The organism is Phytohabitans houttuyneae, assembly GCF_011764425.1.
GTDB classification, from domain to species: domain Bacteria; phylum Actinomycetota; class Actinomycetes; order Mycobacteriales; family Micromonosporaceae; genus Phytohabitans; species Phytohabitans houttuyneae.
Genome location: NZ_BLPF01000001.1, coordinates 4,686,115 through 4,712,898 on the forward strand (window position 1 = coordinate 4,686,115; position 26,784 = coordinate 4,712,898).

Below are 26,784 nucleotides of genomic sequence, written 5' to 3' on the forward strand. Positions count from 1 at the left end.
CGACACTAACCGGCGGTCACGACGCGGTGCGTGCGGCCTGCACCGCCGCGTACGCGTCGACCATCCCGGCGCCCGTCACGTCGGCCGGCGCGCACTCACCGGTGCTGTCGCCGGGGCTCGCGGGCACCGCCGTGTCGCGCAGGATCTCAGTGGTGCGCGCGAGGTCGCCGATCAGGCGCGGGTTGGCGGACCACATCAGCGCCACCACGCCGGCGACGTGTGGCGTGGCCATCGAGGTGCCGCTCAGCTCGGCGTACCCGCCGCCGGGCATCGCCGACAGCACGTCCTCGCCGGGCGCGACAAGGTCGGGCTTCGTGAGATCGGTGTCGGTCGGGCCGCGGCTGGAAAACTGCGTGACCTCCTTGCGGCGGTCGACCGCGCCGATCGTCTCCACGTCGCCGTACGGCGCGGGCGGGTCGTCGACCGAACCGCAGAACGGGCCGGTGTTTCCGGCGGCGACGGCGAAGAAGATGCCGGCGGCGGCGAACGCGGCGGTGGCCGCGCGCAGGGCGCCCGCATCGCAGCCCTCGATCCGGGGACAACCCCACGAGTTCGTGAGTACGTGCGGTGCCCGCTCGGGGCGCCCATCGGTGAACGCGTCGCCCCGAACGGGAAGGGGGCCAGCATGAACTGCATGCAGTCGAGGTAGCGGGCCGGGTTGCCGAGGTTGCGGTCGAGGTTGACGCAGCCGACCCACCGCGCGCCCGGTGCCACGCCGACGGTACGGCCCACCGCCGAGCCGAGCGTGTGCGTGCCGTGGCCGCCGCGGTCGGTGGGCGTGCGGGTGTGGTTCCACGGGTCGTACCAGGAGTCGTCGCCACCCCGGAAGTTGCTGGAGAGCGCGGGATGCCTGCCGTCCACACCGGAGTCCGAGGTGCCCACGACGACGCCCGAACCGTCGACGCCGAGCTGGGCGGCGGCACGGTCGGCGCCGATCAGCGAGATGTTCCACGGCGGTGCGGTGGGTGCGGGCTCGTCGCCGTGCGTGACGCCCGGGTCGGCGGGCAGCGGGCGCAGGTGCTGGCTGAGCAGCACGCGATCGACGTCGTCGCGCCGGGACAGCCACGCTCGGACGGCCGGGCCGCCATCCACCTCCACGCCGTTGACCAGGTAGTAGGGCGTGTAGTCGAGGTGCCAGCGGTCCAGCGTCTTGCGCAGGTCGGCCTGGCTGCTCCGCGCGTTTTCGACCAGCCGGCGGTAGACCTCGGTGACCCGGGCCTCGCGGCTCGCGGTGGTCACCCCGCTCAGGTCCGCCTGCGACTTGAGGATGACGAACAGGCGCTCGCCGTACAGGCCCGGCTGACCCGGTCCCAGGTATATCGCCCCGCCGGTGATCGCCAAGAGGACCACCGCCCCGGCACCGATCCACCGTCCGGTGAGGCGGGTGCGCGCCAGCCCGTACCCGATGCCGACGATGAGCGCGACGGCGAGTGAGATGGCGGCGGCGATGGCCGCCCACGCGGGCAGGTCCCGCCCTGTGCTGAGCAGCAGCGTGATCTCCTCCGGATCCGCGAAGGCCAGCGGTCCCAGCGCTGCGACCGCGACAAGCGGTCCGGCACTGCGCAGCGCGGCGGCCGCGAAACCCAGCGGCGGCAGCACGAGCATCGCGGCGAGCTGCGCGCCGGCCTGGCCCACCGCGGCGGCGAGGAGCAGGAGTGCGACGCCGGCGACGAGGCCGCCGAGCACGACGCCGTACCGTTCCCAGAAGCCGGCGTTCAGGATGGCGGCGGCGAGCCAGCCGACCGCGGCGGCGGCGAGCACGGCGAGCACGGTCTCCGCCAGGCCGCCCAGCGCGCCGATCCACAGCCAGGGCAGCAGCGTGGCGAGCCCGCCGGCGAAGCCGAGCGCGGGAAGTGCGGGGCGCCCGCGCAGGAGGATCGCGCCGCCGGCGGCGGCCAGGGCGAGGAGGGCGAGGTAGAGCTCGTTGCGCGGCGCGGGCACGGCTCGCAGCAGGCCCAGGCCGGCGAGCGCGACCGCGCCGGTCAGCCACACCCGGCCGGCGGTGCGCACGGCCGGTGAGCGCGGCACGAACGCCAGGATGATCGCGGGCGTACCGGCGAGGACGGCGTTGACGATCGCGACGACCGGCCAGGTCCAGGTCGGTGTATCCAGCCCGGTCACGAGCAGCACCTGGTCGGCCAGCCACCCGATCGACTGGCTGAGCACGGTGACCAGGACGGCCCAGACGCCGATCGATGCGGTGGCGACAATCACCCACGGGCTGGTCTGCCGCTCGGGTGCCGGGTAGGAGGGATACGCCATGCGCGAAACACTACGACCGACCGGCGGCTACGGTGGACGGGTGCGTGACCCTGCCGTATCGCGGTACGCCGCCAGCGAGCTCTCACCCGAGCGCCGCGCCGCTGACCTGCGCCGCCTTCGCAACGAGCGCTTCGACGTCCTCGTCATCGGCGGGGGTGTCACGGGCGCGGGCGCCGCGCTCGACGCCGCCTCCCGCGGGCTCAAGGTCGCGCTGGTCGAGGCGCGTGACCTGGCCTCCGGTACGTCCAGCCGGTCCAGCAAGCTGATTCATGGCGGCCTGCGCTACCTGGAGCAGTTCGAGCTGCACCTTGTGCACGAGGCGCTCACGGAGCGTGGCCTTCTCGCCACCCGCCTGGCACCGCACCTGGTGCGGCCGGTGCCCATCATCGTGCCGCTGCCCGGCGGCCACTCGCCGCGGGAGTTTCCGGCCCGTGCCTGGCGGCGGGTGTACTACGGGGCGGGGGTCGCGGCTTATGACGCGTTCGCCGGGCTGTTCGGCGGCGGGCGGGGCATGCCGCTGCACCGCCACCTGTCCCGCGACGGCGCGCGGCATCTCTTCCCGAGCCTCCGCCCGGACGTCGTGGCCGGGGCGGTCCGCTACTACGACGGGCAGGTCGACGACGCCCGCCTGGTGGTCACCCTCGCGCGCACGGCGGCCAGCCTCGGCGCGGCCGTCGTGACCAGCGCGCGCGCCGTCGGCATGGTGCGGCAGGCGCGGGAGGTGACCGGGGTACGGGTACGGGACCTGGAGTCGTCGACCGGCGAGTTCGAGGTGCGGGCGCGCACGGTGATCGCCGCCACCGGGGTGTGGAGCGACGACATCTCCGCGATGCTCGGCGACGTCGGCGTGCGGCCGGGGCTGCGCGTGCGCGCCTCCAAGGGCGTCCACGTGGTCGTGCCGCGCTCGGCGATCACCGGTGACGCGGGACTGATCCTGCGCACGCCGACCTCGGTGCTCTTCGTGCTGCCGTGGGGCGGCCACTGGATCATCGGTACGACCGACACCGACTGGCAGCTCGACCGCGACCACCCGGCCGCGTCGGCGCGCGACATCGAGTACCTGCTCGACCAGGTCAACGCCGTCCTCGACCGCCCGGTGTCCACATCAGACATCGAGGGTGTCTACGCGGGGCTCCGCCCGCTCCTGTCCGGCGAGGACGAGCCGACCTCGAAGCTCTCCCGCGAGCACGCCGTCGTCGAGCCGATGCTGGGCCTGATGCTGGTGGCCGGCGGCAAGTACACGACGTACCGCGTGATGGCCGCCGACGTGGTCGACCGCGCGGCGCGGCGGCTGGGTGTGCGCGTGCCGTCCCGCACGGCGGAGCTGCCGCTGCTGGGCGCCGACGGGTACTCGGCGATGTGGCGGGACCGGCTCGACCTCGCCCGCCGGCACGGTGTGCAGGCCGGTGTGCTGGAGCACCTGCTGGAGCGGTACGGCACGCTCGCGCCGCAGCTCATCGCGATGATCCACGCCGAGCCGACGCTTGCCGCGCCGCTCGCCGGAGCGCCGGAGTACCTGGCGGCCGAGGTGGCGTACGCGGCCCGGGCCGAGGGCGCCCTGCACCTGGACGACGTGCTGACGCGGCGCACCCGCATCTCGTTCGAGACGCCGCACCGGGGCACCGAGTCGGCACACCACGCGGCGCAGATCATGGGCTCCGTGCTGGGCTGGGACGCCGACCTGCGGGCCCGCGAGGTGGAGCACTACCTGGCCCGCGTCGAGGCCGAGCGGCAGTCGCAGAAGATGCCCGACGACGCCACCGCCGACGCGGCCCGCCTCGGCGCGCCGGATGTCCGCGGTGCGGGCCCGCTCGCGTTCTGAGGGAACCGGGTGGGCGTAGCGTCCGTCGCATGAAGATGGCGTACGGGCGTCTATGTGTCCTCGCGGTGCTCGTGCTCGCCGGCTGCACCTCGCCGCCGGCGCCCACACCCGGCCCGTCGCCCTCGCCCTCGCACACCTCCGTGCCGGTGCGGGCGACGAGCGCACCGCCGCAGGCGGCCGGCGTCACGATCGAGCGCAGCGGCGGCTTCGTCGGCGTGGACCAGAGCGTCACGGTGGACCCGGACGGGCGGTGGACCTACTACAGAAACAGGGCCGGCGCGGGCGGCGGCACACCGGTGCGGGGCCGGCTCAACGAGATCCAGCTCGCCGACCTGCAGGCGCTGCTGGCCGACCCGAAGCTGGGCACCGAGGCGGCCGACCCGGGCGAGTGCGCGGACGGCTTCGTCTACAAGCTGGTCACCGGCGCGACGAGGGTCGAGTGGGCCGACTGCGGCAGCGGCCAGCCACCCACCGCGGTGCGCGTCGTCGAGCTGCTGTCCATGAGCACCCCCTTCTAGGAGAGCGCCGAGGCGCCCTGCCCGCCACGGTCCACGGCCGCGGCCAGCTGGAGGCGGCCCGGGGCCGCGGGAACGCACCCCGAGAAACGCTCCGCTGCGCTCCACGTTTCCCCGGGGGCCCCGGCGCAACGGTCTGGACCACGACGGATGTCGCGGCAGCTCTAAAGGGTTAGAGGACTTTGCCCGGGTTGAGCAGGCCCTCGGGGTCCAAGGCCGCCTTGATCGCCTGCTGGACGCGCACGCCGACCGGTCCCAGCTCGCGGGCCAGCCATTCGCGCTTGAGGAGGCCGACGCCGTGCTCGCCGGTGCAGGTGCCGCCGAGCGAGAGCGCCAGCTCCACGATGTCGTCGAACGCGCGCTGGCAGCTCGCCACGCTCGCCGGGTCGGTGCGGTCGACCACGATGTTGGGGTGCATGTTGCCGTCGCCGGCGTGGCCGACCACGCCGATCGCGACGCCGGTCTCGGCCGCGATCTTTTCGGTGCCGTCCAGCAGGGCGGCCAGGGCCGAGCGGGGCACCGCGACGTCGTCGATGATCAGGCCGCCGTTGCCCTGTGGGAACATCTCGGCCGCGTACTTCTCCATCGCCGGGTGGGCAAGCCGCCGTGCCTGGAGCAGCTGGGCGGCCTCGATCGCGTCGGTGGCCGCGTACACCTCGTCGGCGCCGGCCTCCTCGCACAGCGCGGCGATCCGCTCCAGGTCGGCGGCGGCGCGGGTGCCGGTGTCGGAGGCGGCCAGCAGCAGCGCCTTCGCCTCCGTGCGCAGCCCCATCGGCTGGTACGCCTCCAGCGCGATCAGGTGCGTCTGGTCGAGCAGCTCCAGCAGGCTGGGCGAAAGGCCCTGTGCGGCGATCGCGGCGACGGCGGCACCGGCCGCGGCCGTGGAGGGGAAGAGCGCCACCAGCGTGAGCGACTCCTCGGCGGCGGGGCGCAGGCCCACCGTGATCTCGGTGATCACGCCGAGCGTGCCCTCGGAGCCGACGAAAAGGCGGGTGAGGTCGTAGCCGGCCACGCCCTTCGCGGTGCGCCGCCCGGTGCGCAGGACCTCGCCGGAGGCGAGCACGACCTCGAGGCCGAACACGTACTCGGTGGTGACGCCGTACTTGACGCAGCACATGCCGCCCGCGTTGGTGGCCACGTTGCCGCCGATCGTCGACGACTCCCACGAGCCGGGGTCGGGCGGGTAGCGCAGGCCGTGCTTGGCCACCTCGGCCGCGAGGGCGGCGTTGACCACGCCGGGCTGGAGCACGGCGATGCGGTTGACCGGGTCGACCTCGAGGATGCGGTCCATGGCCACGGTGGAGAGGACGATCGCGCCGTCCACCGCGTTCGCGGCGCCGGCGAGGCCGGTGCGGGCGCCCTGTGGCACGAGCGGCGCGCGGTGCTCGGCCGCGATCTTCATGACCGCGGCCACCTGCTCGGTCGTGCGCGGGCGCACCACGACCGCCGGCAGGCCGGACTCGACCAGGTCGGCCTCGTCGCGGGAGTGACCCTTGAGTAGGTCGGGGTCGGTCAGGACGGCCTCGGAGGGGAGCGTGGCACGCAGGGCGTCAAGCAGGTCGGCCATGCCTGGCAGGCTAACCGGCGCGCTACGGTGGCTGCCATGAGCGGGAGGGGCGAGGGGTAGCGATGTTGTATGTCGACCCACCCGCCTGGCCGGCCCGCGGTCGGCTGTGGTCACACCTGGTCAGCGACGTGTCGTTCGAGGAGCTGCACGCGTTCGCGGAGATGCTCGGTGTGCCGCGGCGCGGCTTCGACCGCGACCACTACGACGTGCCGGCCGAGCGGGTGCCGGTGGCGGTGTGGCTGGGCGCCCAGCTCGTGTCGAGCCGCGAGATCGTCCGCCTCCTGCGCGGCGCCGGCCTGCGCCGCCCCAAGCACCTCGTCTCACGCCAGGGCGCGTAGCTCCCGCTCCAGGTTGGCCCGGGCCGGGGCCTCCCAGCGCGCGGCCAGCGCCGGGCGGCGATAGAGCGCGGGCAGGTCGAGCAGGCTCCGCAGCACGGCTGACCGCCCGCGCGGAAGAGCTCGTCGGGCACGTGCGCGTACTCGCGGCGGACGGCGGCGGCGTAGTCGTCGTACTCGGCCGGCGGGCGGGCCAGCACCGCCAGGTCGGCGTCGCAGAGCAGCTCACCGTCAATGTCGCCAGGTGCCGCCGCGTGCCCGGCGGTGAGCAGCACCAGGCGTTCCACCTCGACCGCGACCGACTCGGGTACCCCCAGGGCGCCAAGCTCGGCGCGGGCGAGCGCGGCGCTGTCCCGCTCGTTGGCCTCGCCCGGAGAGTGTGGGTCGTAGATCGCGTCGTGAAACCAGGTCGCCAGGCGAACCGCATCCGTGCCACCCTCCGCGTCCACGATCGACAACATCGCGGTCAGGTGGTCGACCGTGTGGTAGTGCCGCTGCGGCTCCCGCCACCGGGCCAGCAGCCCTTCACCGACCGCGACCAGGGCATCCTCGCCGGCGGTCGCGCCGGCACCGCGAGCCGCCGCCAACCAGCGCTGAACGAGCGTCATGAACCGATCATGCCGGTAGTCTCCCGGCATGGTGCTCGCGACCGATGAGCTGGCCCGGCGTACCGGCGCCCAGCTGCGGGACCGCGTGCGCCGAGTCTGGATGAACGTGCTGCTCGCCGTCCAGGCGGGCCTCGCCGCCGGCCTCGCCTGGCTGATCGCGCACGAGGTGGTCGGGCACCGGGCCCCGTTCTTCGCCCCGATCGCCGCGGTGATCACGCTGGCGGTGTCGGTGGGCCAGCGGCTGCGGCGCGCGTTCGAGCTTGTCTTCGGCGTGGCCATCGGTATCGCGGTCGGCGACGTGCTGATCTACCTGATCGGTACGGGTGGCTGGCAGATCGGCCTCGTGGTCACGCTCGCGATCGTGACCGCCATCTTCGTCGGCGGCGGGTCCGCGCTGGTCACCCAGGCGGCCTCATCGGCGGTACTTGTCGCCACGCTCACCCCACCGACGACCGGCATCGCCTTCGACCGCTTCCTGGACGCGCTGGTCGGCGGCCTTGTCGGGCTCGGCGTGATGGCACTCCTACTCCCGCTCAACCCGTTGACCGTGGTGGGGCGTGCGGCCGCTCCGATCCTCGATGTACTCGCCGACGGTTTGACGGAAACCGCCGAGGCGATGGCGGCGCGGCAGTCCGAGCGGTTGGACGCGGCGCTCGCGCGGCTGCGGGCCGCGGAGACCGACCTCCTCACGCTGCACGAGGCGATCGAGGCGGCGAGCGAGACCGCGGCGCTGGCGCCCGTCCGGTGGCGGACGAGGGGAGCGCTCAACCAGTACGTCGACGCGGCCGAGCACATCGCGCGGGCCCTGCGCAACAGCCGCGTGCTGGTGCGGCGGGCGCAGACGCTGCTACGGGACGGCGAGACGCTGCCGCCGGCGCTTGTCGAGGCGGTACAGGCGCTCGGCGAGGCGGTGACCTGGCTGCGGCGCGAGCTCGCCGACGCGGTGGAGCCGGTCGCCTCGCGGGAGCGGGCGCTGCGTGCGGCGAGCGAGGCCGGCGTGGCCTACATGGAGGGTGTCGGCTTCTCCGGCAGCGTCATCGTCGCCCAGGTCCGCTCGACCGCGGTCGACCTGGTCCGCGCGTCAGGCCTGGAGGCTAAGGAGGCCAACCGCCTGGTCCGGCGCGCGGTGGGCCGGCACGTACCGCCCGACCGCCGCTGAGGCTCGTGACCAATCGCTAGGCTGGGCCCCATGAGCGAGCGGAGCGAGCGAGTCACCGGGCTCAGTGCGTTTGGCGCCTCGTGCCCGCCCGCAGCGAAGCGAGGACGGGCATGAGCGAGCTCGCACCGGCACCCGCGCCGGCGCCGGCCCGGCGGTCCGCGGTCCGGCGCGGCCTCCAGATCGGCGGCGTCATCGCCTTCATCGCGCTGTGTGCGATCGCGATGCTCGGCTTCCTGGGCTACAACATCGGCATCACCGCCCTGATCATCGGGCTCGTGGCGGCGATCCTGCCGGTGCCCGCGCTCGTCGCCTGCTTCCTGTGGCTCGACCGGTACGAGCCGGAGCCCGCCAAGTACCTCGTCTTCTGCTTCGCCTGGGGCGCGTTTCCCTCGACGCTCGCCGCGCTGACCGTCAACTCGGGCGCGGCCTACCTCTTCGACCGGGTCGGCATCCCGGACGCGCTGGTCGCGGTGCTTGTCGCCCCGTTCATCGAAGAGCTGGCCAAGGCACTCGGCCCCTTCTTCCTGCTGTGGCGGCGGCGGCGCGAGTGGTCCGGCATCACCGACGGCATCGTCTACTGTGGGCTGTCCGCGATCGGGTTCGCGATGGTGGAAAACATCCTCTACCTCGGCGGCCACGGCTACGCGTCCGGCGCCGACCAGTACGGACCGGCCACCGGAGCGCAGATGGTCTTCGCGCTCTTCATCGGGCGGATCCTGCTCTTCGGCTTCGCTCACCCGCTCTTCACCTCGATGACCGGCGTGGGACTGGGCATCGCGGCGCGCACCGGCGACCGCCACGTCCGGTGGATCGCCCCGCTCGCCGGCCTGCTGCTCGCGATGATCCTGCACGGCTCGTGGAACCTCATCCCCACGCTCGCCCAGGCCACCGGCGAAAACCTCATCCTGCTGTACGGGTTCATCGGCGTGATGGTCCCGGTCTTCTTCGGCATGGTCGGCTTCGCGGTGTGGCTGCGCAGCTGGGAGGGGCGGCTCACCGAGCGCACACTGCCGGAGTACGTGCGGGCCGGCTGGCTCTCCCCGCCCGAGGTCGCCGCGCTCGGCACCCTCGGACGGCGGCACTCGGCGCGGCGGTGGGCCCGCCGGGTGGCGGGCGACGCGGGACTCAAGGCGATGCGGGGGTACCAGTTCGCCGCCACCCGCCTCGCCCTGCTGCGCGACGGGATGCGCCGCGGCCTCTACACCGACCCGAAGGAGGCCGGGCGGGCGCTCGCGGAGGAGCGGCAGCTGCTGGAGGCGATCAACGGGTACCGGCAGGTGTTCGCCGGGCGGGACCCGCAGGCCCCGGTCGCGCGCTGGGACGGCGTCCGCTACCAGGTGACCTTCCCGGACGGGGTGGCTCGCACGATCGAGGCGCCCGACCAGCCGGTGGTGCCGGTGCCCGTGGTGCTCGCTCCGCCACCGCCGCCACCGCCCGCGTACTACGGCTACTACCGGCCCTACAGGTAGAGGCCGGTCGCGTCCGGCTCGACGCGCTGCGCCGCGACGGCGTGCACGTCGCGCTCGCGAAGCAGCACGTACTCCCGGCCTTGCAGCTCGACCTCGGAGCGCTCGTCCGGGTCGAAGAGCACCCGGTCGCCGGCCACGATCGACCGCACGTGCGGCCCGACGCCGACCGCGGTGGCCCAGGACAGCCGCCGCCCCACCGCGGCGGTAGCGGGAATCACGATGCCGGCGCTCGAACGCCGCTCGCCTTCGTTGCCGTCGAGGCGGACGAGGACACGGTCGTGCAGCAGCCGGATCGGCAGCCCGTGGTCGAGGTCGGGGTCGGCGGTCACCTCCGGAACGCTACAGCCTGCGATTGTGGGGGAGAACTCAGGGACGAATGGATCGAGCTGAGAGGTTCATGCCCGATACGGTAGGGAACGTTTGGACGGCAGGTGGGAGGGGGTTTCGTGAGTCGGGTCGAGCGGGTGCGGGCAAACCTGCGCCGGGCGTACGAAGCGGGTCGCGAGACCGTGCGCGCACGCCGTGAGGAGGCCCGCCGTGCCGCGGAGTCGGGCAACGGCAACGGTTCGTACCGCGAGCTGGAGCCGCCGGAGCCCGCGACGCCTCCGGACGTACACCCGTCGACGGCGAGCCGCGACGACGGCGAGGTGCCGCGCGCCCTGCGCATCTCGGCGGCCTGGGCCTGGCGCCTGATCGTCCTCGGCATCCTCGCCTGGGCGCTGATCCAGATCATCGGCGTCGTCCACATCGTGATCATCCCGTTGGTGATCGCGCTGTTGCTCTCCGCGCTGCTCTCGCCGGCCGTGCGGTGGCTGCTGCGGGCCGGCTTGCCCCGCTCGCTGGCCACCGCGGTCGTGCTCATCGGCGGCCTCGCCGCGGTCGCCGGCACGCTGACGCTGGTCATCACCGAGTTCATCGACGGGCTGCCCCAGCTCAGCGACAGCGCCACCCAGGGCATCCGGCAGATCCAGGACTGGCTGCAGACCGGCCCGCTCCACCTCTCCGACAAGCAGATCGACAGCTACGTCGACACCGCCGAAAAGTGGCTGGACGACAACACCGAGTCGCTGACCAGCGCCGGCGTCTCCACGGCCACCACCCTCTTCGAGGTGCTCACCGGGATGTTCCTGGTGCTGTTCGCCACGTTCTTCTTCCTGCGCGACGGCGGGCGCATCTGGCGCTTCATGGTGCGGCTGCTGCCCCTGCGGGCCCGGTGGCAGGTCGACGACGCGGGCCGGGCGGGGTGGCTGACCCTGGTGGCCTACGTGCGGGCGACCGTGCTGGTGGCCTTCATCGACGCGGTGGGCGTGGGCATCGCGGTGTGGATCCTCGGCGTGCCATTTCCGCTGCCACTGGCCGCTCTGGTTTTCCTCGGCGCGTTCATCCCGATCGTCGGCGCCACCCTCTCCGGCGCGGTCGCGGTGCTCATTGCCCTGGTCGACCGCGGCTGGGTGAGCGCGCTGATCCTGCTCGGCGCGGTGATCGCGGTGCAGCAGTTGGAAGGCCACGTCCTCCAGCCGCTCATCATGGGCCGCGCGGTCGCCATCCACCCGCTGGCCGTGATCGTCGCAATCGCCGCCGGCGTGGTGCTGGCCGGCATCGTGGGCGCGCTGGTGGCGGTGCCGCTGGTCGCCGTGCTGAACACGGCCATCCGCCGGCTCGGCAATCCGCGCCGCCCCGAGGTCCCTCCCGACGCCGTCGTGGTCAAGGCGACGCCACCCTGAGCTGCCGCGATGTCCGTCGTGGTCCGGACCGTTGCGCGGGGCCCCCGGGGAAACGTGGAGCGCAGCGGAGCGTTTTTTTGGGGGTGCGTTCCCGCGGCCTCACCGTCCGCGGTCGGCGAGCTCAACCCGAAGAGCAGGCTCCCGCAGACCTCGGGGATCTCGCCCTCACGCCGGCGCCTGATCGACGGTCACGTCCCGGATCGGGCACCGCCGCTGCACACAGCCCTGTGACGGCCCGCCGCTCGGGGTTGCGGGCTGTCAGCTGTCGCGGAGGCGCTGGAGTGCGCCTAGGGCGACCTCGCGCTTTGTCGTGTACCAGAACGGGGGCAGCGAGTTGCGCAGGAACGGTCCGTAGCCGCGGGCCGTCTCCAGCCGCGAGTCGAGCACGGCCACGACGCCCTTGTCGCCGGTGGAGCGGATCAGCCGGCCCACGCCCTGCGCCAGCCGGATCGCCGCGATCGGGACGCTCACCGAAGCGAAGCCGGAACCGCCGGTGGCGTCCACGGCGGCCGCGCGGGCGGCGGCCAACGGCTCGTCCGGGCGGGGGAACGGCAGCCGGTCGATGACCACGAGCTGGCAGGAGTCGCCGGGGACGTCGACGCCCTGCCACAGCGACATCACACCGAAGAGGCAGCTTGCGCGCTCCTCGCGGAAGCGGCGGACGAGCAGCGGCAGCGCCTCCTCGCCCTGCAGGAGCACGGGCAGGTCGGTCCTGGCCCGCAGCAGCTCGGCGGCCTGCTGGGCGGCCCGGCGCGAGGAGAAGAGGCCGAGCGTGCGGCCGCCGAGGGCCTTGACCAGCGTGATCAGCTCCTCGCCGGCGGCGTCCGGCAGGCCGGAGGCGGCAGGGCGGGGCAGGTGGGCGGCGACGTAGAGGATGCCCTGCCGCGGGTAGTCGAACGGCGAGCCGACGTCGAGCGAATGCCAGTCGCCGTCGTCGCCCTCCTTGCCGTCGGCCGCGGCCAGCCCCAGCGCCCGGGCCACCGTGTCGAAGCGGCCGCCGAGGGTGAGCGTGGCGGAGGTGGCGACGACGGTGCGCTCGTCATACAGATGGGTGGCGAGCGTGCCCGCGACGGACAGCGGCGCGACCACGAGGGCCCGGCGGCCGCCGATGTCCGGCTTCTCCACCCAGGCCACGTCGTGGGCGGCCTCCTCCAGCAGGCGTTGGGCGGTCTTGGACATCTCGTCGAGCACCGCCTTGGCCTGCTGCTTGCGCACCGGGTCAGGGTCGTCTGCCTTGATGTCGCCGATCGCCTCCAGCCCGGTGCGGGTCGCGGCGTCGAGCAGCGTGCAGGCCCCGCTGAGCGCCGGCGGCAGCCCGGTCGTGATCCGCCCGGCCGGCGCCTCGGCAAGCCCGACCGTGAGCGCGTCGCCCGCCTCGGCGAGCGCTTCGTAAGCCTCTGGCGAGATGAACGTGCGCGCCCGGCGCGCCGCCCGGTCGACCATGTCGGGCGTCAGCTCTGCCTGGGCGGCAGACGAGACGCGGTCGGCCAGCTCGTGCGCCTCGTCGACCACGAGCAGCTTGTGCGGCGGCACGATGTGTCGCCCGGCCAGCATGTCGACGGCGAGCAGGCTGTGGTTGGTGACCACGATGTCTGCCTCGCGCGCGCGTGCGCGGGAGGCCTCGGCGAAGCAGTCGCCACCATACGGACAGCGGTTGGCCCCGACGCACTCCCGCGCCGGCATCGAGACCTGCCGCCAAGCCGTGTCGTCGACTCCCGGGTCGAGCTCGTCGCGGTCGCCGGTGGCGGTCTTGAGCGCCCACTCGTGCAGGCGCTGGATCTGCTTGCCCAGCCGCCCCGCCTCGCCGAGCCACTTGGTCGTGCCCGGCGATGGCGCGTCGAAGAGGCCGTCGTCCGGCTCCTCCTCTGTGGAGTTTTCGAGGCGGGCGAGGCAGAGGTAGTGGTGCCGCCCCTTCAACACCGCGAACGTGGGGCGCCTGCCAAGGACCGGCTCGACGGCGTCGGCCAGGCGGGGCAGGTCGTGGTCGACCAGCTGGGACTGGAGCGCGAGCGTGGCGGTGGAGACCACGACCGGCCCGTCGACGAGGAGGGAGGGCGTCAGGTAGGCCAGCGACTTGCCGGTGCCGGTGCCGGCCTGGACGAGCAGGTGCTCGCCGCTCTCGATCGACCGCTCGATGGCCAGCGCCATCGCCTCCTGGCCGGGCCGCGCCGCACCGCCGGGCACCGCGCCCACCGCCGCCGCCAGCAGATCCGTCGCGGTCGGCTCCTGCCCGCGAGTCCGAGGCTTTGGCGCCGTGGAGGGTGACGGTGGTGCGTTGGTCGCGGTGGTCACCGTGCGACGGTACCCGCCCCCGCCGACGCATCCGCGCTTATCCACAACCCCCGCGCGTTATCCACAACCCCTTGCCACCAACGGGGTGCGGCCGCGCCGGTCAGGTGTCGAGGCCCAACTGGCGGAGCATTCGCGCCGGGTCCGCGGCGAAAGACATCACGTCGCCCAACTCCGGTGGCAATAGGTCACCAATTCCGGTCAAGGCACGGTCGTGTGCATCCTGGAAAAGCTGGCACACGTGGTGCGCCACTTCGCCGGCGCCGGCTGACGCGATCCAGTGTGCGTCGAATTCGATCTCGCTAACCTGGCCGCCACGCGCGGTAATGGCGCATGCGCCGCCGGAGCTGCGGAGGTGCACCGCATCGGTGAAATGGCGCGCGAGCCGCTGCCCCGCGTCGTCAAGCTGGCGCTCGACCCGCTCCAGCAGCGGCAGGAGCTCGCGGATCAGGTCGGGACCCGACGCGTCCAGCGAGGTGGCCACCGGTGCGCGGTCGAGCAGGGCCGTCGTGGCAGGTACGCCGCCGGTCGCCATGCCCTCCAGCCGCCGGGCCTGTGCGTCGCCGGCCGCGGCGAGCAGCGCCCGGCCGAGGCCCGCGGGGTCGGTCTCTCGCCGCCACTCGCGCATAACCACCACATCGGTGGTACGCCCATGACCGTCCACAGTCACCGATGACAGCCCATTTCGATCCTCGCCGGTGTAGCGCAAACGATGGTCGTGATGTGCGGACAGGCGCAGGGTCAGCGCATTCGCCTGCTCGCGCAATTCGGCGAGCTCGGCGAGGAGTCGGGCACTGTCTTCGGGCATCGGCAATACTGTAGCGACAGATCTCGATCCTATTTCCCCGGGAAGTGAGGAAGACGGACAGAGGATGTGGCATCGCCCGATCAGGCATCGGCTAGGGTGCGGGCATGCCGAGCGACATGGTCCGGGTCGTCTACCGCAAGTACGACGGCACAGCGCACCGTGACTACCCCGCGCGCCGGCTCGCCGAAGACGACCTGGGCACCTGGCTCGGCGTGAGCGCCGGCACCCGCTCGGTCTACCACGGGCGCCCGTCGGTGGAGCAGATCCCGTTCGTGGTGCTCGTGCCGCACGACGCGTGGTGGACCGGCATGTTCAACCCGCCGCCGCGCACCAGCGAGGTCTATTGCGACATCGCCACCCCGGCCGAGTGGGACGGCGACACGGTGCGGATCGTCGACCTCGACCTCGACGTGGTGCGGCGCCGGGCGACCGGTGCGGTGGAGCTGCGCGACGAGGACGAGTTCGCCGAGCACCGCGAGCGCTTCGGCTACCCGGAAGACGTCGCCGACCACGCCCAGCGGGCGGCGCGCTGGCTCCTGGGCGCGCTGGGCGACGGCACCGAGCCGTTCGCCTCGGCGTACCGCAAGTGGTTGGCCCTGGTGGTCTGACGGGCGTCAGAGCGCCGGCGGCCACATGGCGGCTTCGCGCGGCAGTGCCGGCACCGATGCCACCTTGTCGGGGTTGAGCTGGTTGAAGACGCCGGTGATCCGGCCGTCCGCGGCGGCGAACGCGATCACGATCCGCATCGGCCGGCCGTCCTTGTAGTCGCCGTCGACCTGGATGCCGAACCCGCCGTTGACCTCCACCGGCGCGGCCTGGATGTTGCTCATGTCCTTGCTGCTGCGGTTGAAGAGCCCGAGCACGAAACGGGCGACCTCGGTGGCGCCGGACAGCGGGCGCCCGGCGGCCGGGAAGACCCCGCCGGCGTCGCCGATCATCATGGCGTCGGGCGCCAGCACGGCGAGCAGTTCGTCGACGTCGCCGGACTCCACCGCGCTGAAGAAGGCGGCCGCCAGGCGGCGCTGCTCGGGCAGGTCGGCGGTGTGCTTGGGCGGGCCCTCGGCGACCGCGCGGCGGGCCCGCGAGGCCAGCTGGCGGGCCGCCTCCACCGTCGTGCCCAGCGCGCTGGCGATCTCGTCGAACGGCACCGCGAACACGTCGTGCAGCACGAACGCCACCCGCTGCTCGGGCGTGAGGCGCTCGAGCACCACGAGGAGCGCCATGCTCACCTCGTCGGAGCGGGCCGCGGCCTCCGAGGGGTCCAAGCCGCCGTCGGGCAGGCGGTTGACCAGCGGCTCCGGCAGCCACTGGCCTGGGTACGCCTCGCGCCGCACCCGCGCCGACCGCAGCACGTCCAGGCAGATGCGGCCGACCGTGGTGGTGAGCCACCCGCGCAGGTCGCGGATCTGCGCGCGGGCGGCCGGGTCGGCGAGCGCGTCGGCGTAGCGCAGCCAGGTCTCCTGGACCGCGTCCTCGGCCTCCGCGCGGCTGCCCAGCATGCGGTAGGCGACAGCCATCAGGTGGCTCCGCTCGGCCTCGAACTCCGTCGCGAGATCTCGCACGCGTCCAGTGTTACCCACCCTTGAGCGGCACGGACTCACCGGGTAGGCGATGATCGGCGCATGACGTCGCTACGTGAGCTGCTGCGAGTGGGTGCGTCGGTGGACCTAAAGGACATCGACCCCGGCTCGACGCCCGGCCTCCCGGGCCGCAGGGTGACCGGGAAGGACCAGAAGGTTTGGGCCCGTGGGCAGCTCGCGCCGATCGGCGCCCAGCTCGCGCGCTTCCAGGAGATGCTCTTCGCCGGTGCGCAGGCCGCGGGAGACCGCCGCCGCCTGCTGCTGGTGCTACAGGCCATGGACTGCGGCGGCAAGGACGGCACGATCAAGAAGGTCGCCGGCGCGATGAACCCGCTCGGCCTGCACATCGTCGGGTTCGGCCCGCCCACCGAAGAGGAGCGCAAGCACGACTTCCTGTGGCGCATCCGCCGCGCGCTGCCGCCCGCCGGGCTGGTGGGTGTGTTCAACCGCTCGCAGTACGAGGATGTGCTCATCGCCAGGGTCGACTCGCTGGTGCCGGAGCGCGTCTGGCGGTCGCGCTACTGGCAGATCAACGGCTTCGAGCGGGAGCTGGCAAACGACGGATTCACCCTCATCAAGGTCATGCTCCACATCTCGTACGATGAGCAGCGCGAACGGCTGTTGGAACGGCTGACCGACCCGACGAAGCACTGGAAGTACAATCCGGCCGACGTAGACGCCAGGGCCCGCTGGACGGACTATCAGGCGGCCTACAACGATGCGCTGAGCCGGTGCTCGACCGACCATTCCCCGTGGTACGTCGTGCCCGCCGACCGTAAGTGGTACCGCGACTGGGCCGTCGCGAACATCGTGCTGGAGGCTTTCGAGGACATGGACCTGACGTACCCGGACCCCGATTTCGATCTCGACGCGGAGCGTCGGCGGCTGGAAGCGGACCGCGCGCCGGCGATGACGTCGTGAGGTTTTCCTTCCGGCCCACGGAGGGCGCCTTCTACGAGCTCTTCACCAGGGCGGCGCAAAACCACGTCCGCGGCACCGAGCTGCTCAACGAGCTCGCCCTGCCCGGTGTCGACGTGCAGTCGGTGAGCGAGCGGCTCACCGAGGTCGAGCACGACAGCGACCAGATCACCCACGAGCTGTACAAGAAGATCAACTCGTCGTTCATCACACCGTTCGACCGGGAGGACATCTACCGGCTCGGCTCGCAGCTCGACGACGTGATGGACCACCTGGAGGCCGTCGGTAACCTGCTGTACCTGTACGGCCTGACCAAGCTCCCCTCCCTGCCCCGCGAGATGCACGAGCTGATCGCGGTGCTCGACGAGCAGGCCAAGCTCACCGCCGACGCGATGCCCCGGCTGAAGACGATGAAGGCGCTCGAGGACTACTGGATCGAGTGCAACCGGCTGGAAAACAACGGCGACCGGGCATACCGGATGCTGCTCGTGCGGCTCTTCTCAGGTGAGTACGACGCGTTGACCGTGCTGAAGATGAAGGAGGTCGCCGACGAGCTGGAGGCGGCCTGCGACGCGTTCGAGCACGTGGCCAACACGGTCGAGACCATCGCGGTCAAGGAGTCGTAGTCCTTGAGCGGGGAGCTCGTCGCCGTCCTCGCGGTGATCCTCATCGCGCTGGCGTTCGACTACACGAACGGGTTCCACGACGCGGCCAACGCCATCGCGACAAGCGTCTCGACAAGGGCGCTCACGCCGCGCGTGGCGCTGCTGATGGCGGCCGTTGGCAACTTCGTGGGCGCGCACTTCGGCGCCGACGTCGCAAAGACCGTGGGCAGCGGGCTGGTCTCGCTGCCGACCGGGCGGGACAGCCTCAGCATCGTCTTCGCGGGCGTGCTCGGGGCGATCATGTGGAATTTGATCACCTGGTATTTCGGCCTGCCCTCCTCCTCGTCGCACGCGCTGATCGGCGGCCTCGTCGGCGCCACTCTCGCGGCGTCGGGCACGGTGCTGTGGGACGGGATCCTCGAAGACGTGGTCCTGCCGATGATCCTCTCGCCGATGGTCGGCTTTGTCCTGGGCTTCCTGGTCATGCTGGCCGTACTGTGGATCTTCCGGCGGGGTCACCCGGCCAAGCTCAACCGCGGCTTCCGCATCGCGCAGACCTTCTCCGCGGCCGCCATGTCGGTCGGGCACGGCATGCAGGACGCGGCGAAGACGATCGGCATCGTGGTGCTCGCGCTCTACGTCGGCGGGTACCAGGACAGTGCCGAGCACATCCCGGAGTGGACGTTCTGGGCGTCGGCGACGGTGCTGGCCCTCGGCACGTACGCGGGTGGGTGGCGGATCATCCGCACGCTCGGCCGGAAGATCGTCGACCTCCGCCCCCCGGAGGGCTTCGCCGCGGAGACCGTGGCCAGCTCGGTGCTGTACTTCAACGCGCTCGTGCTGGGCGCCCCGATCTCGACCACCCACACCATCACGTCCGCGATCATGGGGGTGGGCGCGACAAAACGCCTCTCCGCGGTGCGCTGGGAGGTGGCCGGCACGATCGTGGGCGGCTGGATACTGACGTTCCCCGCCGCCGGCCTGATGGCCAGCCTTGTGTACCTGGCAGTGCGGCCGCTCTTCTGAGCGGCCGCACCACCCTTCGCTACTTGTACGAGACGCCGATCTGGTCGCGGATCTGGTCGAGCAGGTCCATGACCTGGATCGTCACCGCGTGGGGCACCAGCGGGCTCTCGGTCAGTCCTTCGCGGAGGCAGCGCTGTACCTCGGCCGCCTCGTGCAGGTATCCGAGGCCGGTGCGGGGCACCTCGACGACCTCCGGCTCCGCGCCGTCGCGGTCCAGCGTGAACCGGTCGGGACGGAAGAAGGGCGGCTCCAGGACGATCCGACCCTTGGTGCCGCTCACCGTCGCGCCGAGCGCCGTCTGGCCGAGCATGCCGCTGGTGAGCGCGGCGAGGGCTCCCGAGTCGTACCCGAAAATGATCCCGGTGTTTTCGTCAGTGCCCTCGGGTCCGATCTTGGCCCAGGCGCGCACGTGCTCGGGCATGCCGAGGATCAGGTGCGCGAAGCTGACCGGGTACACGCCGAGGTCCAGCAGCGCCCCGCCGCCCAGCTCCGGCGCCCGCATGCGGTGGCTCGGCTCAAAGGGCCCGCCACGCCGAAGTCGGCGTGCACGCTGGTGACCTCGCCGATCGCGCCGTCGCGGATCAGCTCGACCATGCGCAGCACCGCCGGGTTGCACCGCATCCACATGGCCTCCATGAGGAAGGTGCCACGGTCGCGGGCCATGTCGATCAGCTCGACGGTGGTCGTGAGGTCCAGCGTGAACGGCTTTTCGCACAGCACCGCCCGCCCCGCCTCCAGCAGGATGCGCGTCGCGGCGTAGTGGGCCGAGTGCGGCGTGGCCACGTACACGACGTCGATATCGGGGTCGTCGGCCAGCTCGCGCCAGGACCCGTACGCCCGGGGATCTCGTGCCGCCCGGCGAACGTCTGCGCCGACTCGACCGACCGCGAGCCGACCGCCACCACCTCGGCGTCGGGCAGGAGCTTCAAATCCTGCACGAACGAGGTGGCGATACCACCGGTGGCAAGGATCCCCCAACGCGTGCTTTCGCTCATGATTCGTTCCTGCGCTCGCTCATGACACGCGATCGTACGGGCATACTGGGGCCGATGACCGGGGTGGACGGGTGGCGGTTGCCGGAAGCGTTCGAGGCGCACGCGCGGCGGTATCTGGCCGGCGACAGCGAGCCACCGGCGGTGCCGCGGGTGGCCGCGACCGTCGTGCTGTTGCGGCCGGCTGACGCGGGTTTCGAGGCATATGTGCTTCGCCGGGCGGCCTCCATGGCCTTCGCCTCCGGGATGTACGCGTTTCCCGGCGGCGGGGTCGATCCGGCCGACGCCGGAGCTGACCTGGGTTGGTCCGGCCCGTCACCCGAGGAGTGGGCACGCCGCCTCGGGCGCCCGGCGGGCGAGGCGCAGGCGGTCGTGTGCGCGGCCGTGCGCGAGGTCTTCGAAGAAGCCGGCGTGCTGCTCGCCGAGGGGGCCACCGACACCGGCAGCGACGGCTGGGAGGCCGACCGGCAGCGGCTCGTGCGCCGCGAGGAGCCGCTCGCCGCGCTGCTCGCCCGCCGCGGGCTGGTGCTCCGCTCGGACCTGCTGGGCGCGTGGGCACGCTGGATCACGCCGGAGTTCGAGGCGCGGCGCTTCGACACGTACTTCTTCGTGGCCGCCCTCCCCGACAAGCAGCTGACCCGCGACGTCTCCGGCGAGGCCGACCTCACGATGTGGGTGCGCCCCGCCGACGCGGTGGCCGGCTTCGAGCAGGGCCGGATCGCCATGCTGCCGCCCACGGTCGTCATGTTGCGCGAGCTCGCTGGGTACCCGGACATCGCCGCGGTGCTGGCCGCCGTCGCCGGCCGGGACGCCGCCACCGCCGTGACGCCCCGCCCGGAAATCGCCGCCGACGGCTCCGTCCGGCTCCGCATCAGGTAGCGCACACACACGGCAAAAGACGGCCCGGCGGGCTCGAAAGCCGCCGGGCCGTCCAGGGTTGAGCCTCAGCCGAAGCGGCCCGTGATGTAGTCCTCGGTGCGCTTGTCGCTGGGGTTGGTGAAGAGCTTGCCGGTCTCGCTGAACTCGACGAGCCGCCCGTGCCGCACCTGCTTGTCGTCCACCTCCGCCGTGAAGAACGCCGTGTAGTGGCTCACGCGGGCTGCCTGCTGCATGTTGTGCGTGACGATGACGATCGTGTAGGTCTTCGCCAGCTCGTGCATCAGGTCTTCGATCTTGCCGGTGGCGATCGGGTCGAGGGCGGAACAGGGCTCGTCCATCAGGATCACGTCCGGGCGGACCGCGATGGTACGCGCGATGCACAGCCGCTGCTGCTGGCCGCCGGAGAGGGCGAGGCCGCTCGTCTTGAGCTTGTCCTTGACCTCGTCCCACAGCGCGGCACCGGTCAGCGCCTCCTCGACCTGGTCGTGGAGGTTGCCCTTGATGCCGTTGATGCGCAGCCCGTACGCCACGTTGTCGAAGATGGACTTCGGAAACGGGTTGGGCTTCTGGAAGACCATGCCGATCCGGCGCCGCACCTGGATCGGGTCGACGTCCTTCGCGTACAGGTCCTGGCCGTGGTAGGTGACCTTGCCGGCCACCCGCGCGCCCGGGATGAGGTCGTTCATGCGGTTGAGGGAGCGCAGGATCGTCGACTTGCCACAGCCGGACGGGCCGATCATCGCGGTGATCTGGTGCTGCCGGATGGGCATCGAGGTGCCGCGGACGGCCTCGTAGTTGCCGTAGTACACGCTGACGTCACGCAGGTCCATGACGGGAGCGCCGGCAGCCTGCGGGGTGTCCACGCCGACGGAGCCCCACCCGCTGGTGGGGGCGTTGATGCTGACGGAGGGACGGTCGGTGGCGGTCACTGTCTCCACCTTGGGTTCGGGCCTGGTCATGTCAGCGCTCCTTAATGGCGAAGCGGTTTGCGATGATGCGAGCGATGATCGTGAAGACCAGCACGATCACGATGAGGGTCAGCGCCGCACCCCAGGCGCGGTCCTGCGCGACGTCGAACGGCTGGCTCGCGTTGCTGAAGATCTGCGCGGTGAGCGCTGTGTTTTCGCCACTGAAGAGGTTCCAGTTGGTCTCGTTGACCGCGCCCACGACGAAGAGGATCGGCGCGGTCTCGCCGGCGGCCCGGGCGATCGCCAGCAGCGAACCGCTGGTGATGCCGGAGATCGCGGCGGGCAGGACGACCGTGACGGTGGTGCGCCACTTGCGGGCGCCGAGCGCGAGGCTGGCCTGGCGCAGCTCGTCCGGCACGAGCCGGAGCATCTCCTCCGTGCTGCGGATGACCACGGGGAGCATGAGGCAGGCGAGCGCGAGCGCGCCGGCGAAACCGCTGCGCTCCTCGAACGTGAGCACCCAGATCGTGTAGATGAACAGGCCCATCACGATCGAGGGCACGCCGGTCATGATGTCGGCCAGCATGCGGATGAGGCGGGCGAGGGGCCGCTGCTTGCCGTACTCGTTGAGGTAGATGGCGCCCAGGACGCCGAGCGGGATGGCCATGAGGGCGGCCATGCCCGTGATGATCAGCGTGCCGATGATCGCCGGGCCCATGCCGCCACCGGACCGGCGCACCGAGATCGAGATGTCGTCGGTGAGGAACTCGAGGCTCATCACGCCGCCGCCCTTGGCGATGACCGAGTAGATCACCAGGCCGAGCGGGATGACCGCGATGACCAAGGCGAGAACGATGCCGCCCATGGCGACGTTGTTGGTGATCCGGCGGCGGGCGGAGAGGGCACGACGGCTCAGGTCGGGTGCGCCGGCACCCGGCCGGGCGACGCGTTCGGCCGTAGTCGTCATGACACTGCCCCCTTCATCCGGATCTCGGCCCGCCGGACGATGGCCTGTGCCACGGTGTTGATGATCACCGTCATAACGAACAGTACGACGCCGAGGCCGATCAGGGCGGCAGTAAAGGTGCCTGTCGATTCGCCGATCTGGTCGACGATCACGGCCGGCAGCGCGTTGCCGCTCGCGAAGACATTCGCGGTGATCTGCGTCGAGCTGCCGATGATCAGGGCGACCGCGATGGTCTCGCCCATCGCCCGGCCGAGGCCGAGGATGACGGCGCCGACCAGGCCGCCGAAGCTGTGCGGGAAGACCGCGCCGCGGATCATCTCCCACCGGGTGGCGCCGAGGGCCAGCGCCGCGTCCTTGTCCGCGCGCGGCACGGTGGCGAACACCTCACGCGAGATCGAGGTGATGATCGGCGTGATCATGATGGCGAGGATGAGCCCCGCGGTCATGAAGCTCCGGCCGCTGCCGACCGGCTCGCCGAAGAGCCGGCCGAGGATCGGGATGCCACCGAGGACGTCGTTGAACCAGCTGTAGATCGGGACGAGCTTCGGCGCGACGACAAGGACGCCCCACAGGCCGAACACCACCGACGGCACGGCCGCGAGCAGGTCGATCACGGTGATCGCCGGGCCGCGGAGCCGGCGCGGGGCGAGCTCGGTGAGGAAGAGCGCGATGCCGACGGAGACCGGTACCGCGAAGATCAGAGCGATGAGCGACACGACCGCCGTGCCGTAGATGAACGCCAGCGCACCGAAGACCTCGGCGGGCGGGTCCCAGGTGCGGCTCGTGATGAAGTCGAGGCCCATGTGGCTCAGCGCCGGCCACGCTTCTTGAGTCGTCGTGATGAGGATGAGCGCGAGCACGGCGAGCACCAGCAGGCCCGCTGCGATGGTCAACGCCATGAAGGAGCGGTCAGCGCGCGGGCCCCCGCCCCGGCTCGACAGGTTGCTGGGCGGGTCTGATGTCTGAGTCGTCACGGTCCTAACTCCGGTGGCTGAGACGCCGTAGAGATGGCCCGAAGGGGCGGGATCGCGAGATCCCGCCCCTGGGCGCTGTCATCGAATCACTGGATCTTGTCGAGCTGGGCGAGCGCCTTGGTCTTGAGCGTTGCGGGCAGCGGCGCGTAGTCGACCTCGGGAGCCAGGGTCTGGCCCTCGTTCAGGATGTAGGTCACGAAGCCCTTGACCCCATCCTTCTTGGCCGCGTCCGTGTACTGCGTGCGAACGAGGATGTAGGTCGGCGCGGTGATCGGGTAGGTCGCCGCACCGGCCGCGTTCAGCGGGTCGTAGGTGAGGTCGTCCTTGACCGTCGCACCCTCCAGGGCCGCCGTGGCGCCATCGAGGCTGGCCGCGACGAACTGGCCGTCCTTGTTCTTGATCGCGGCGAACTTGAGGCCGCTCTCCTTGGCGTCGCTGAAGTCGACGTAGCCGATCGCGCCGTCGCTCTGCTTGATGATCTGCGCGACACCCGTGTTCTTCTGGGCGCCCTGGGTGCTGGCCGGCCAGTTGACCGTGTCGCCGCTGTCCAGCTTCCACACGTCCGGAGCGGCAGCCTTCAGGTACTTGGTGAAGTTGTTGGTCGTACCGGAGCCGTCAGCGCGGTGCGCGACCGTGATCGCCTTGTCGGGCAGCGTGACGCCCGGGTTGTCGGCGGCGATCGCCGCGTCGTTCCACTTCTTGATGTCCGTCTGGAAGATCTTCGCGAGCGTCTCCGGGCTCAGCTGGAGCTTGTCGACGCCCGAGATGTTGTAGGAGACGGTGATCGGCGCGGCGACGGTCGGGACGTACAGGAACGAACCCGCTGCCGGGCCGTCACTGTCCTTGACCAGGCTGTCGGTGCCGGCAAAGTCGACGAGGTTGGCCCCGAAGTCCTTCTTGCCCTGGCCCGAACCGACCGAGTTGTACGTAACCGTCAGCTTCGAAGCCACGCCCTTGAACTCGGCGATCGCCTCGGTGTAGAACGCGTTCGGGAAGCTGGCGCCACCACCCTTGATGTCGCCGGAAAGGTTGGCGTAGTCGCTGGCGCCGGCGTTGGCGTCAGTCCCGGTGCCGCCGGTGTCCGAGCTGTCGTCACTGCCACCGCAGCCGGCAAGTGCGAGCGCGGCGATCGCGACGCCGACGAGGGCGCGCCGCGAGAGCACGTTGCGGTTCACCTCAGGTAAGCCTCTCTGTTGGGATGCGTCCGGCCGTGGTTGCCGCCGGACACTGGCGACGCTAAGAGCGTGAGGTAGCCGGCTCCCACGGCGTGGGTGAACGAGGAGTGAACACGTCTACCAGCAAAGATTGCGCAATGCTGAGGGAGAGTTGTCCGTTCCGTGAACCCAGGGGCTTGTGACGGAAATATCCGATATTGCCGGCTAGCTGTTACCCCTACGCGATGTCACCTTGATGTTGCCGTGACCGGATGAACAACTCGGCGGAAACTCACATCTGTGGACCAACGGGCGAACCCCAACCGGGTGTAGAGCGCCACCGCGCGTACGTTCGACTCGTCGACGTAGAGCATCGCCTGATCCAGCCCTAGCCCGCGCAGGTAGCGCAGGCCGGCCGTGGTCAGCGCGGAGCCGAGGCCGGTGCCGTGCGCGTCCGGGTCGACGCCGAGCACGTACACCTCGCCGATCGGCTCGTGCTGGTGCTCGTGGTGGTGCCCGCGGTCGCCATGGACCTTGGTCCAGTGAAAGCCGAGCAGCCGCCCGTCCCGCTCGTCCACCGCCAGCAGGAAGCCCTCCGGGTCAAACCACGGCTCCGCCATCCGCAGGCGCAGGTCGCGCAGCGTCCACCGGCCCTGGTCCGGGTGGTCGGCGAAGGCCCGGGCGTTGACCCTCACCCATGCCTCGTCGTCGGCGCCGGGGCGGAACGGGCGCAGCGCCACCCCCTCCGGCAGCCGCGGCTCCAGCAGCGGAGCGAAGAGCGAGCGGCGCATCTGGAGCAGCACGCGGGCGCGCACGAACCCCAGGCCGAGCGCGAGTGCACCGGCCGACGGGTGGTCGCCGTGCGCCCACAACCGCAGGCGTCCGCGCGGGTCGACCTCGTCGGTGACCTCCATCGCCGCCCGCACAAGGGCACGCCCGAGTCCGCGGCGGCGGCGCAGCGGGTGCACCACCAGCTCCGCGGCGGCGCCCTCGACCTCGTCGGTGGTATCCAGGTGCGCGTATCCGGCGAGCGCGCCGTCGTGGTCCCGCGCCAGCAGGTGTACCGCCGGCGCGTCGCCGCCGTGGCGAAGGTGGAGCACCACGTGCTCCGAGAGGGGGTACGCCCCGTCGGTGTCGCCGGCCGCCTGGGCGAGGGCGAGCACCTCTCGCACCTCTTCCGGCGTCAGCTGATCGGTCCGGGCGGCGACTGGATCAACGGAGGTCACCCGCCCACCGTAAGCCGCGGCTTCAGATCTGGCCGAGCTTCAGCGGCCACTCCCGGCCGTGCATGCGGGGTGGGTCGATGCCGGGCGGCAGCGCGCAGAGCTGGAAGCGGCGGGCCAGGTTGGGCAGGATCGAGCGGAGCGCCGCGATCGTGCCGCGCCGGTCGCCGCCGGCGTCGTGGAGCAGGACGATCGCCCCGCGGGTCGTGCCGGAGTTGACAGTGCTCGCGATGCTGCCCGCACCGGGCTTGCGCCAGTCCTGCGGGTCCACCGTCCAGTGCAGCGGCGTCATCCCCAGCTCGCGGGAGACGGCGACGATGGAGGCGGTCCAGGCGCCGCCGGGCTGGCGGTAGTACGAGACCCGGGCGCCGGGTGCGGCGTCGCGGATGGCCTTGTTGGTGCGTGCCAGGTCGGCCCGGATGCTGGCCCGGGAGCGCACGCCCAGCCGCACGTCGTGCTCCCACGAGTGGTTGCACAGCGTGTGCCCGTCGCCGGCGATCTGCCGCACCAGCCCGGGAAACGCCGTCACGTTGATGCCGACAAGGCAGAACGTCGCCTTCACGCCGTGCCGCCGCAGCATCGCGAGCGCCTGCGGAGTCTGCGACGGGTCCGGGCCGTCGTCGAAGGTGAGCGCCACCTCCGGGGTACCCGTCGTGCGCCGGCTGCCGAACGGCCCGCCCCGCTCGGCGGGCAGTGGTGGCCGCCCGGGCCCGGTGATCGGCTGCACGGCCATCACCGGTGGAGGTGGCGCGGCGGCCGGCGGTCGGGGCGCGGCCGCCACCTGGCGGGGCTCGCCCGCTGGCGGCTCGGCGGTCGGTGCCGCGCCCAGCCGGGCGGTATCGGTGCCGAGGTGGTGCCCGACCAGGTACGCGCTCGCCACGATCGCGGCGATCACACCCGCGACGATTGCCACCGTGCGCCCGTTGGACAGGGCAGCACCGCCGCGCTCTTCGGCCTCACCGTTCTCGGTGGCCTCCTGGGTAACAGGCACAACGTTGAG

At 71.9% G+C, this 26,784-nt stretch carries 22 protein-coding genes and 2 pseudogenes; 11 read left to right on the top strand and 13 right to left on the bottom strand.

Going from position 1 to position 26,784, the window contains the following annotated elements; translation table 11 throughout:
- Positions 1-16 precede the first annotated feature (16 nt).
- Positions 17-2,262 (bottom strand): annotated as a pseudogene (locus Phou_RS21615) (S8 family serine peptidase).
- Between Phou_RS21615 and Phou_RS21620 the strand changes: the two are divergent.
- Positions 2,261-4,084, top strand: coding sequence for a glycerol-3-phosphate dehydrogenase/oxidase (locus Phou_RS21620; RefSeq protein ID WP_173057677.1), 1,824 nt, complete (start codon positions 2,261-2,263; stop codon positions 4,082-4,084). The pseudogene Phou_RS21615 and the gene Phou_RS21620 sit on opposite strands and share 2 nt — an antisense overlap.
- A 29-nt stretch (positions 4,085-4,113) precedes the next feature.
- Positions 4,114-4,602, top strand: coding sequence for a hypothetical protein (locus tag Phou_RS21625; protein ID WP_173057678.1), 489 nt, complete (start codon positions 4,114-4,116; stop codon positions 4,600-4,602).
- A 169-nt stretch (positions 4,603-4,771) separates the two neighbouring features.
- On the opposite strand, the gene Phou_RS21630 is transcribed toward Phou_RS21625, so the two are convergent.
- Positions 4,772-6,166, bottom strand: coding sequence for an FAD-binding oxidoreductase (locus tag Phou_RS21630; protein WP_173057679.1), 1,395 nt, complete (start codon positions 6,164-6,166; stop codon positions 4,772-4,774).
- A 62-nt stretch (positions 6,167-6,228) separates the two neighbouring features.
- Between Phou_RS21630 and Phou_RS21635 the strand changes: the two genes are divergently transcribed.
- The 3 genes from Phou_RS21635 to Phou_RS21650 all read left to right on the top strand — a co-directional run bounded on the left by Phou_RS21635 (position 6,229) and on the right by Phou_RS21650 (position 9,737).
- Positions 6,229-6,504 carry a DUF4031 domain-containing protein gene (locus Phou_RS21635; RefSeq protein ID WP_173057680.1) on the top strand — a complete coding sequence of 92 codons (276 nt, stop codon included), beginning with the start codon at positions 6,229-6,231 and terminating at the stop codon, positions 6,502-6,504.
- A 633-nt stretch (positions 6,505-7,137) separates the two neighbouring features.
- A complete protein-coding gene (locus Phou_RS21645) occupies positions 7,138-8,268 on the top strand; it encodes an FUSC family protein (RefSeq protein WP_173057681.1) in 1,131 nt (376 codons plus the stop codon).
- A gap of 110 nt (positions 8,269-8,378) precedes the next feature.
- Entirely contained in the window at positions 8,379-9,737 is a 1,359-nt protein-coding gene (locus Phou_RS21650; protein WP_173057682.1) for a PrsW family intramembrane metalloprotease, read from the top strand.
- Here the strand turns inward: Phou_RS21650 and Phou_RS21655 are convergent.
- Entirely contained in the window at positions 9,728-10,066 is a 339-nt protein-coding gene (locus Phou_RS21655; protein ID WP_173057683.1) for a GroES family chaperonin, read from the bottom strand. The genes Phou_RS21650 and Phou_RS21655 overlap by 10 nt on opposite strands.
- A gap of 117 nt (positions 10,067-10,183) precedes the next feature.
- Here Phou_RS21655 and Phou_RS21660 point away from each other — a divergent pair, with 117 nt between their 5' ends.
- Entirely contained in the window at positions 10,184-11,461 is a 1,278-nt protein-coding gene (locus Phou_RS21660) for an AI-2E family transporter (protein WP_173057684.1), read from the top strand.
- Between the two features lie 258 nt (positions 11,462-11,719).
- Here the strand turns inward: Phou_RS21660 and Phou_RS21665 are convergent, their stop codons facing one another.
- Positions 11,720-13,753 (bottom strand): ATP-dependent DNA helicase, encoded by a 2,034-nt coding sequence (locus Phou_RS21665; RefSeq protein WP_173057685.1) that lies wholly within the window; start codon positions 13,751-13,753, stop codon positions 11,720-11,722.
- A gap of 100 nt (positions 13,754-13,853) precedes the next feature.
- Entirely contained in the window at positions 13,854-14,558 is a 705-nt protein-coding gene (locus Phou_RS21670) for a YbaB/EbfC family nucleoid-associated protein (RefSeq protein WP_173057686.1), read from the bottom strand.
- Positions 14,559-14,662: 104 nt separating this feature from the next.
- Between Phou_RS21670 and Phou_RS21675 the strand changes: the two genes are divergently transcribed.
- On the top strand, positions 14,663-15,166 hold the full coding sequence (locus tag Phou_RS21675) for a DUF402 domain-containing protein (protein WP_173057687.1): 504 nt from the start codon (positions 14,663-14,665) through the stop codon (positions 15,164-15,166).
- A 6-nt stretch (positions 15,167-15,172) separates the two neighbouring features.
- On the opposite strand, the gene sigJ is transcribed toward Phou_RS21675, so the two are convergent.
- Positions 15,173-16,120: an RNA polymerase sigma factor SigJ gene (gene sigJ, locus Phou_RS21680; protein ID WP_173057688.1), complete on the bottom strand. Its 948-nt coding sequence runs from the start codon at positions 16,118-16,120 to the stop codon at positions 15,173-15,175.
- A gap of 60 nt (positions 16,121-16,180) precedes the next feature.
- Between sigJ and Phou_RS21685 the strand changes: the two genes are divergently transcribed.
- Genes Phou_RS21685 through Phou_RS21695 form a run of 3 tightly spaced genes read left to right on the top strand, consistent with a single transcriptional unit; the run spans position 16,181 to position 18,687 of the window.
- Positions 16,181-17,059 carry a PPK2 family polyphosphate kinase gene (locus Phou_RS21685; RefSeq protein ID WP_173057689.1) on the top strand — a complete coding sequence of 293 codons (879 nt, stop codon included), beginning with the start codon at positions 16,181-16,183 and terminating at the stop codon, positions 17,057-17,059.
- Entirely contained in the window at positions 17,056-17,682 is a 627-nt protein-coding gene (locus tag Phou_RS21690; protein ID WP_173057690.1) for a DUF47 domain-containing protein, read from the top strand. Before Phou_RS21685 ends, Phou_RS21690 begins: the two co-directional genes overlap by 4 nt.
- 3 nt (positions 17,683-17,685) lie before the next feature.
- Positions 17,686-18,687, top strand: coding sequence for an inorganic phosphate transporter (locus tag Phou_RS21695; protein WP_173057691.1), 1,002 nt, complete (start codon positions 17,686-17,688; stop codon positions 18,685-18,687).
- Positions 18,688-18,706: 19 nt separating this feature from the next.
- On the opposite strand, the pseudogene Phou_RS21700 reads toward Phou_RS21695, so the two are convergent.
- Positions 18,707-19,682: pseudogene (locus Phou_RS21700) on the bottom strand (Gfo/Idh/MocA family protein).
- A gap of 54 nt (positions 19,683-19,736) precedes the next feature.
- Between Phou_RS21700 and Phou_RS21705 the strand changes: the two are divergent.
- The gene (locus Phou_RS21705) at positions 19,737-20,558 is read left to right on the top strand and encodes an NUDIX hydrolase (protein WP_173057692.1); all 822 of its coding nucleotides are present in this window, start codon (positions 19,737-19,739) and stop codon (positions 20,556-20,558) included.
- A gap of 65 nt (positions 20,559-20,623) precedes the next feature.
- On the opposite strand, the gene pstB is transcribed toward Phou_RS21705, so the two are convergent.
- The 6 genes from pstB to Phou_RS21735 form a co-directional block, all read right to left on the bottom strand.
- Positions 20,624-21,517, bottom strand: coding sequence for a phosphate ABC transporter ATP-binding protein PstB (gene pstB, locus Phou_RS21710; RefSeq protein WP_173057693.1), 894 nt, complete (start codon positions 21,515-21,517; stop codon positions 20,624-20,626).
- Between the two features lies 1 nt (position 21,518).
- Complete coding sequence (gene pstA, locus Phou_RS21715) at positions 21,519-22,433, bottom strand: phosphate ABC transporter permease PstA (RefSeq protein ID WP_173057694.1); 915 nt, start codon at positions 22,431-22,433, stop codon at positions 21,519-21,521.
- The gene (gene pstC / locus Phou_RS21720) at positions 22,430-23,332 is read right to left on the bottom strand and encodes a phosphate ABC transporter permease subunit PstC (protein ID WP_173057695.1); all 903 of its coding nucleotides are present in this window, start codon (positions 23,330-23,332) and stop codon (positions 22,430-22,432) included. The genes pstA and pstC overlap by 4 nt, the downstream gene beginning before the upstream one ends.
- A gap of 161 nt (positions 23,333-23,493) precedes the next feature.
- The gene (gene pstS, locus Phou_RS21725) at positions 23,494-24,582 is read right to left on the bottom strand and encodes a phosphate ABC transporter substrate-binding protein PstS (RefSeq protein ID WP_173057696.1); all 1,089 of its coding nucleotides are present in this window, start codon (positions 24,580-24,582) and stop codon (positions 23,494-23,496) included.
- 227 nt (positions 24,583-24,809) lie between these two features.
- Entirely contained in the window at positions 24,810-25,787 is a 978-nt protein-coding gene (gene mshD / locus Phou_RS21730) for a mycothiol synthase (protein ID WP_173057697.1), read from the bottom strand.
- 22 nt (positions 25,788-25,809) lie between these two features.
- On the bottom strand, positions 25,810-26,715 hold the full coding sequence (locus tag Phou_RS21735; RefSeq protein WP_173058754.1) for a polysaccharide deacetylase family protein: 906 nt from the start codon (positions 26,713-26,715) through the stop codon (positions 25,810-25,812).
- Positions 26,716-26,784 lie beyond the last annotated feature (69 nt).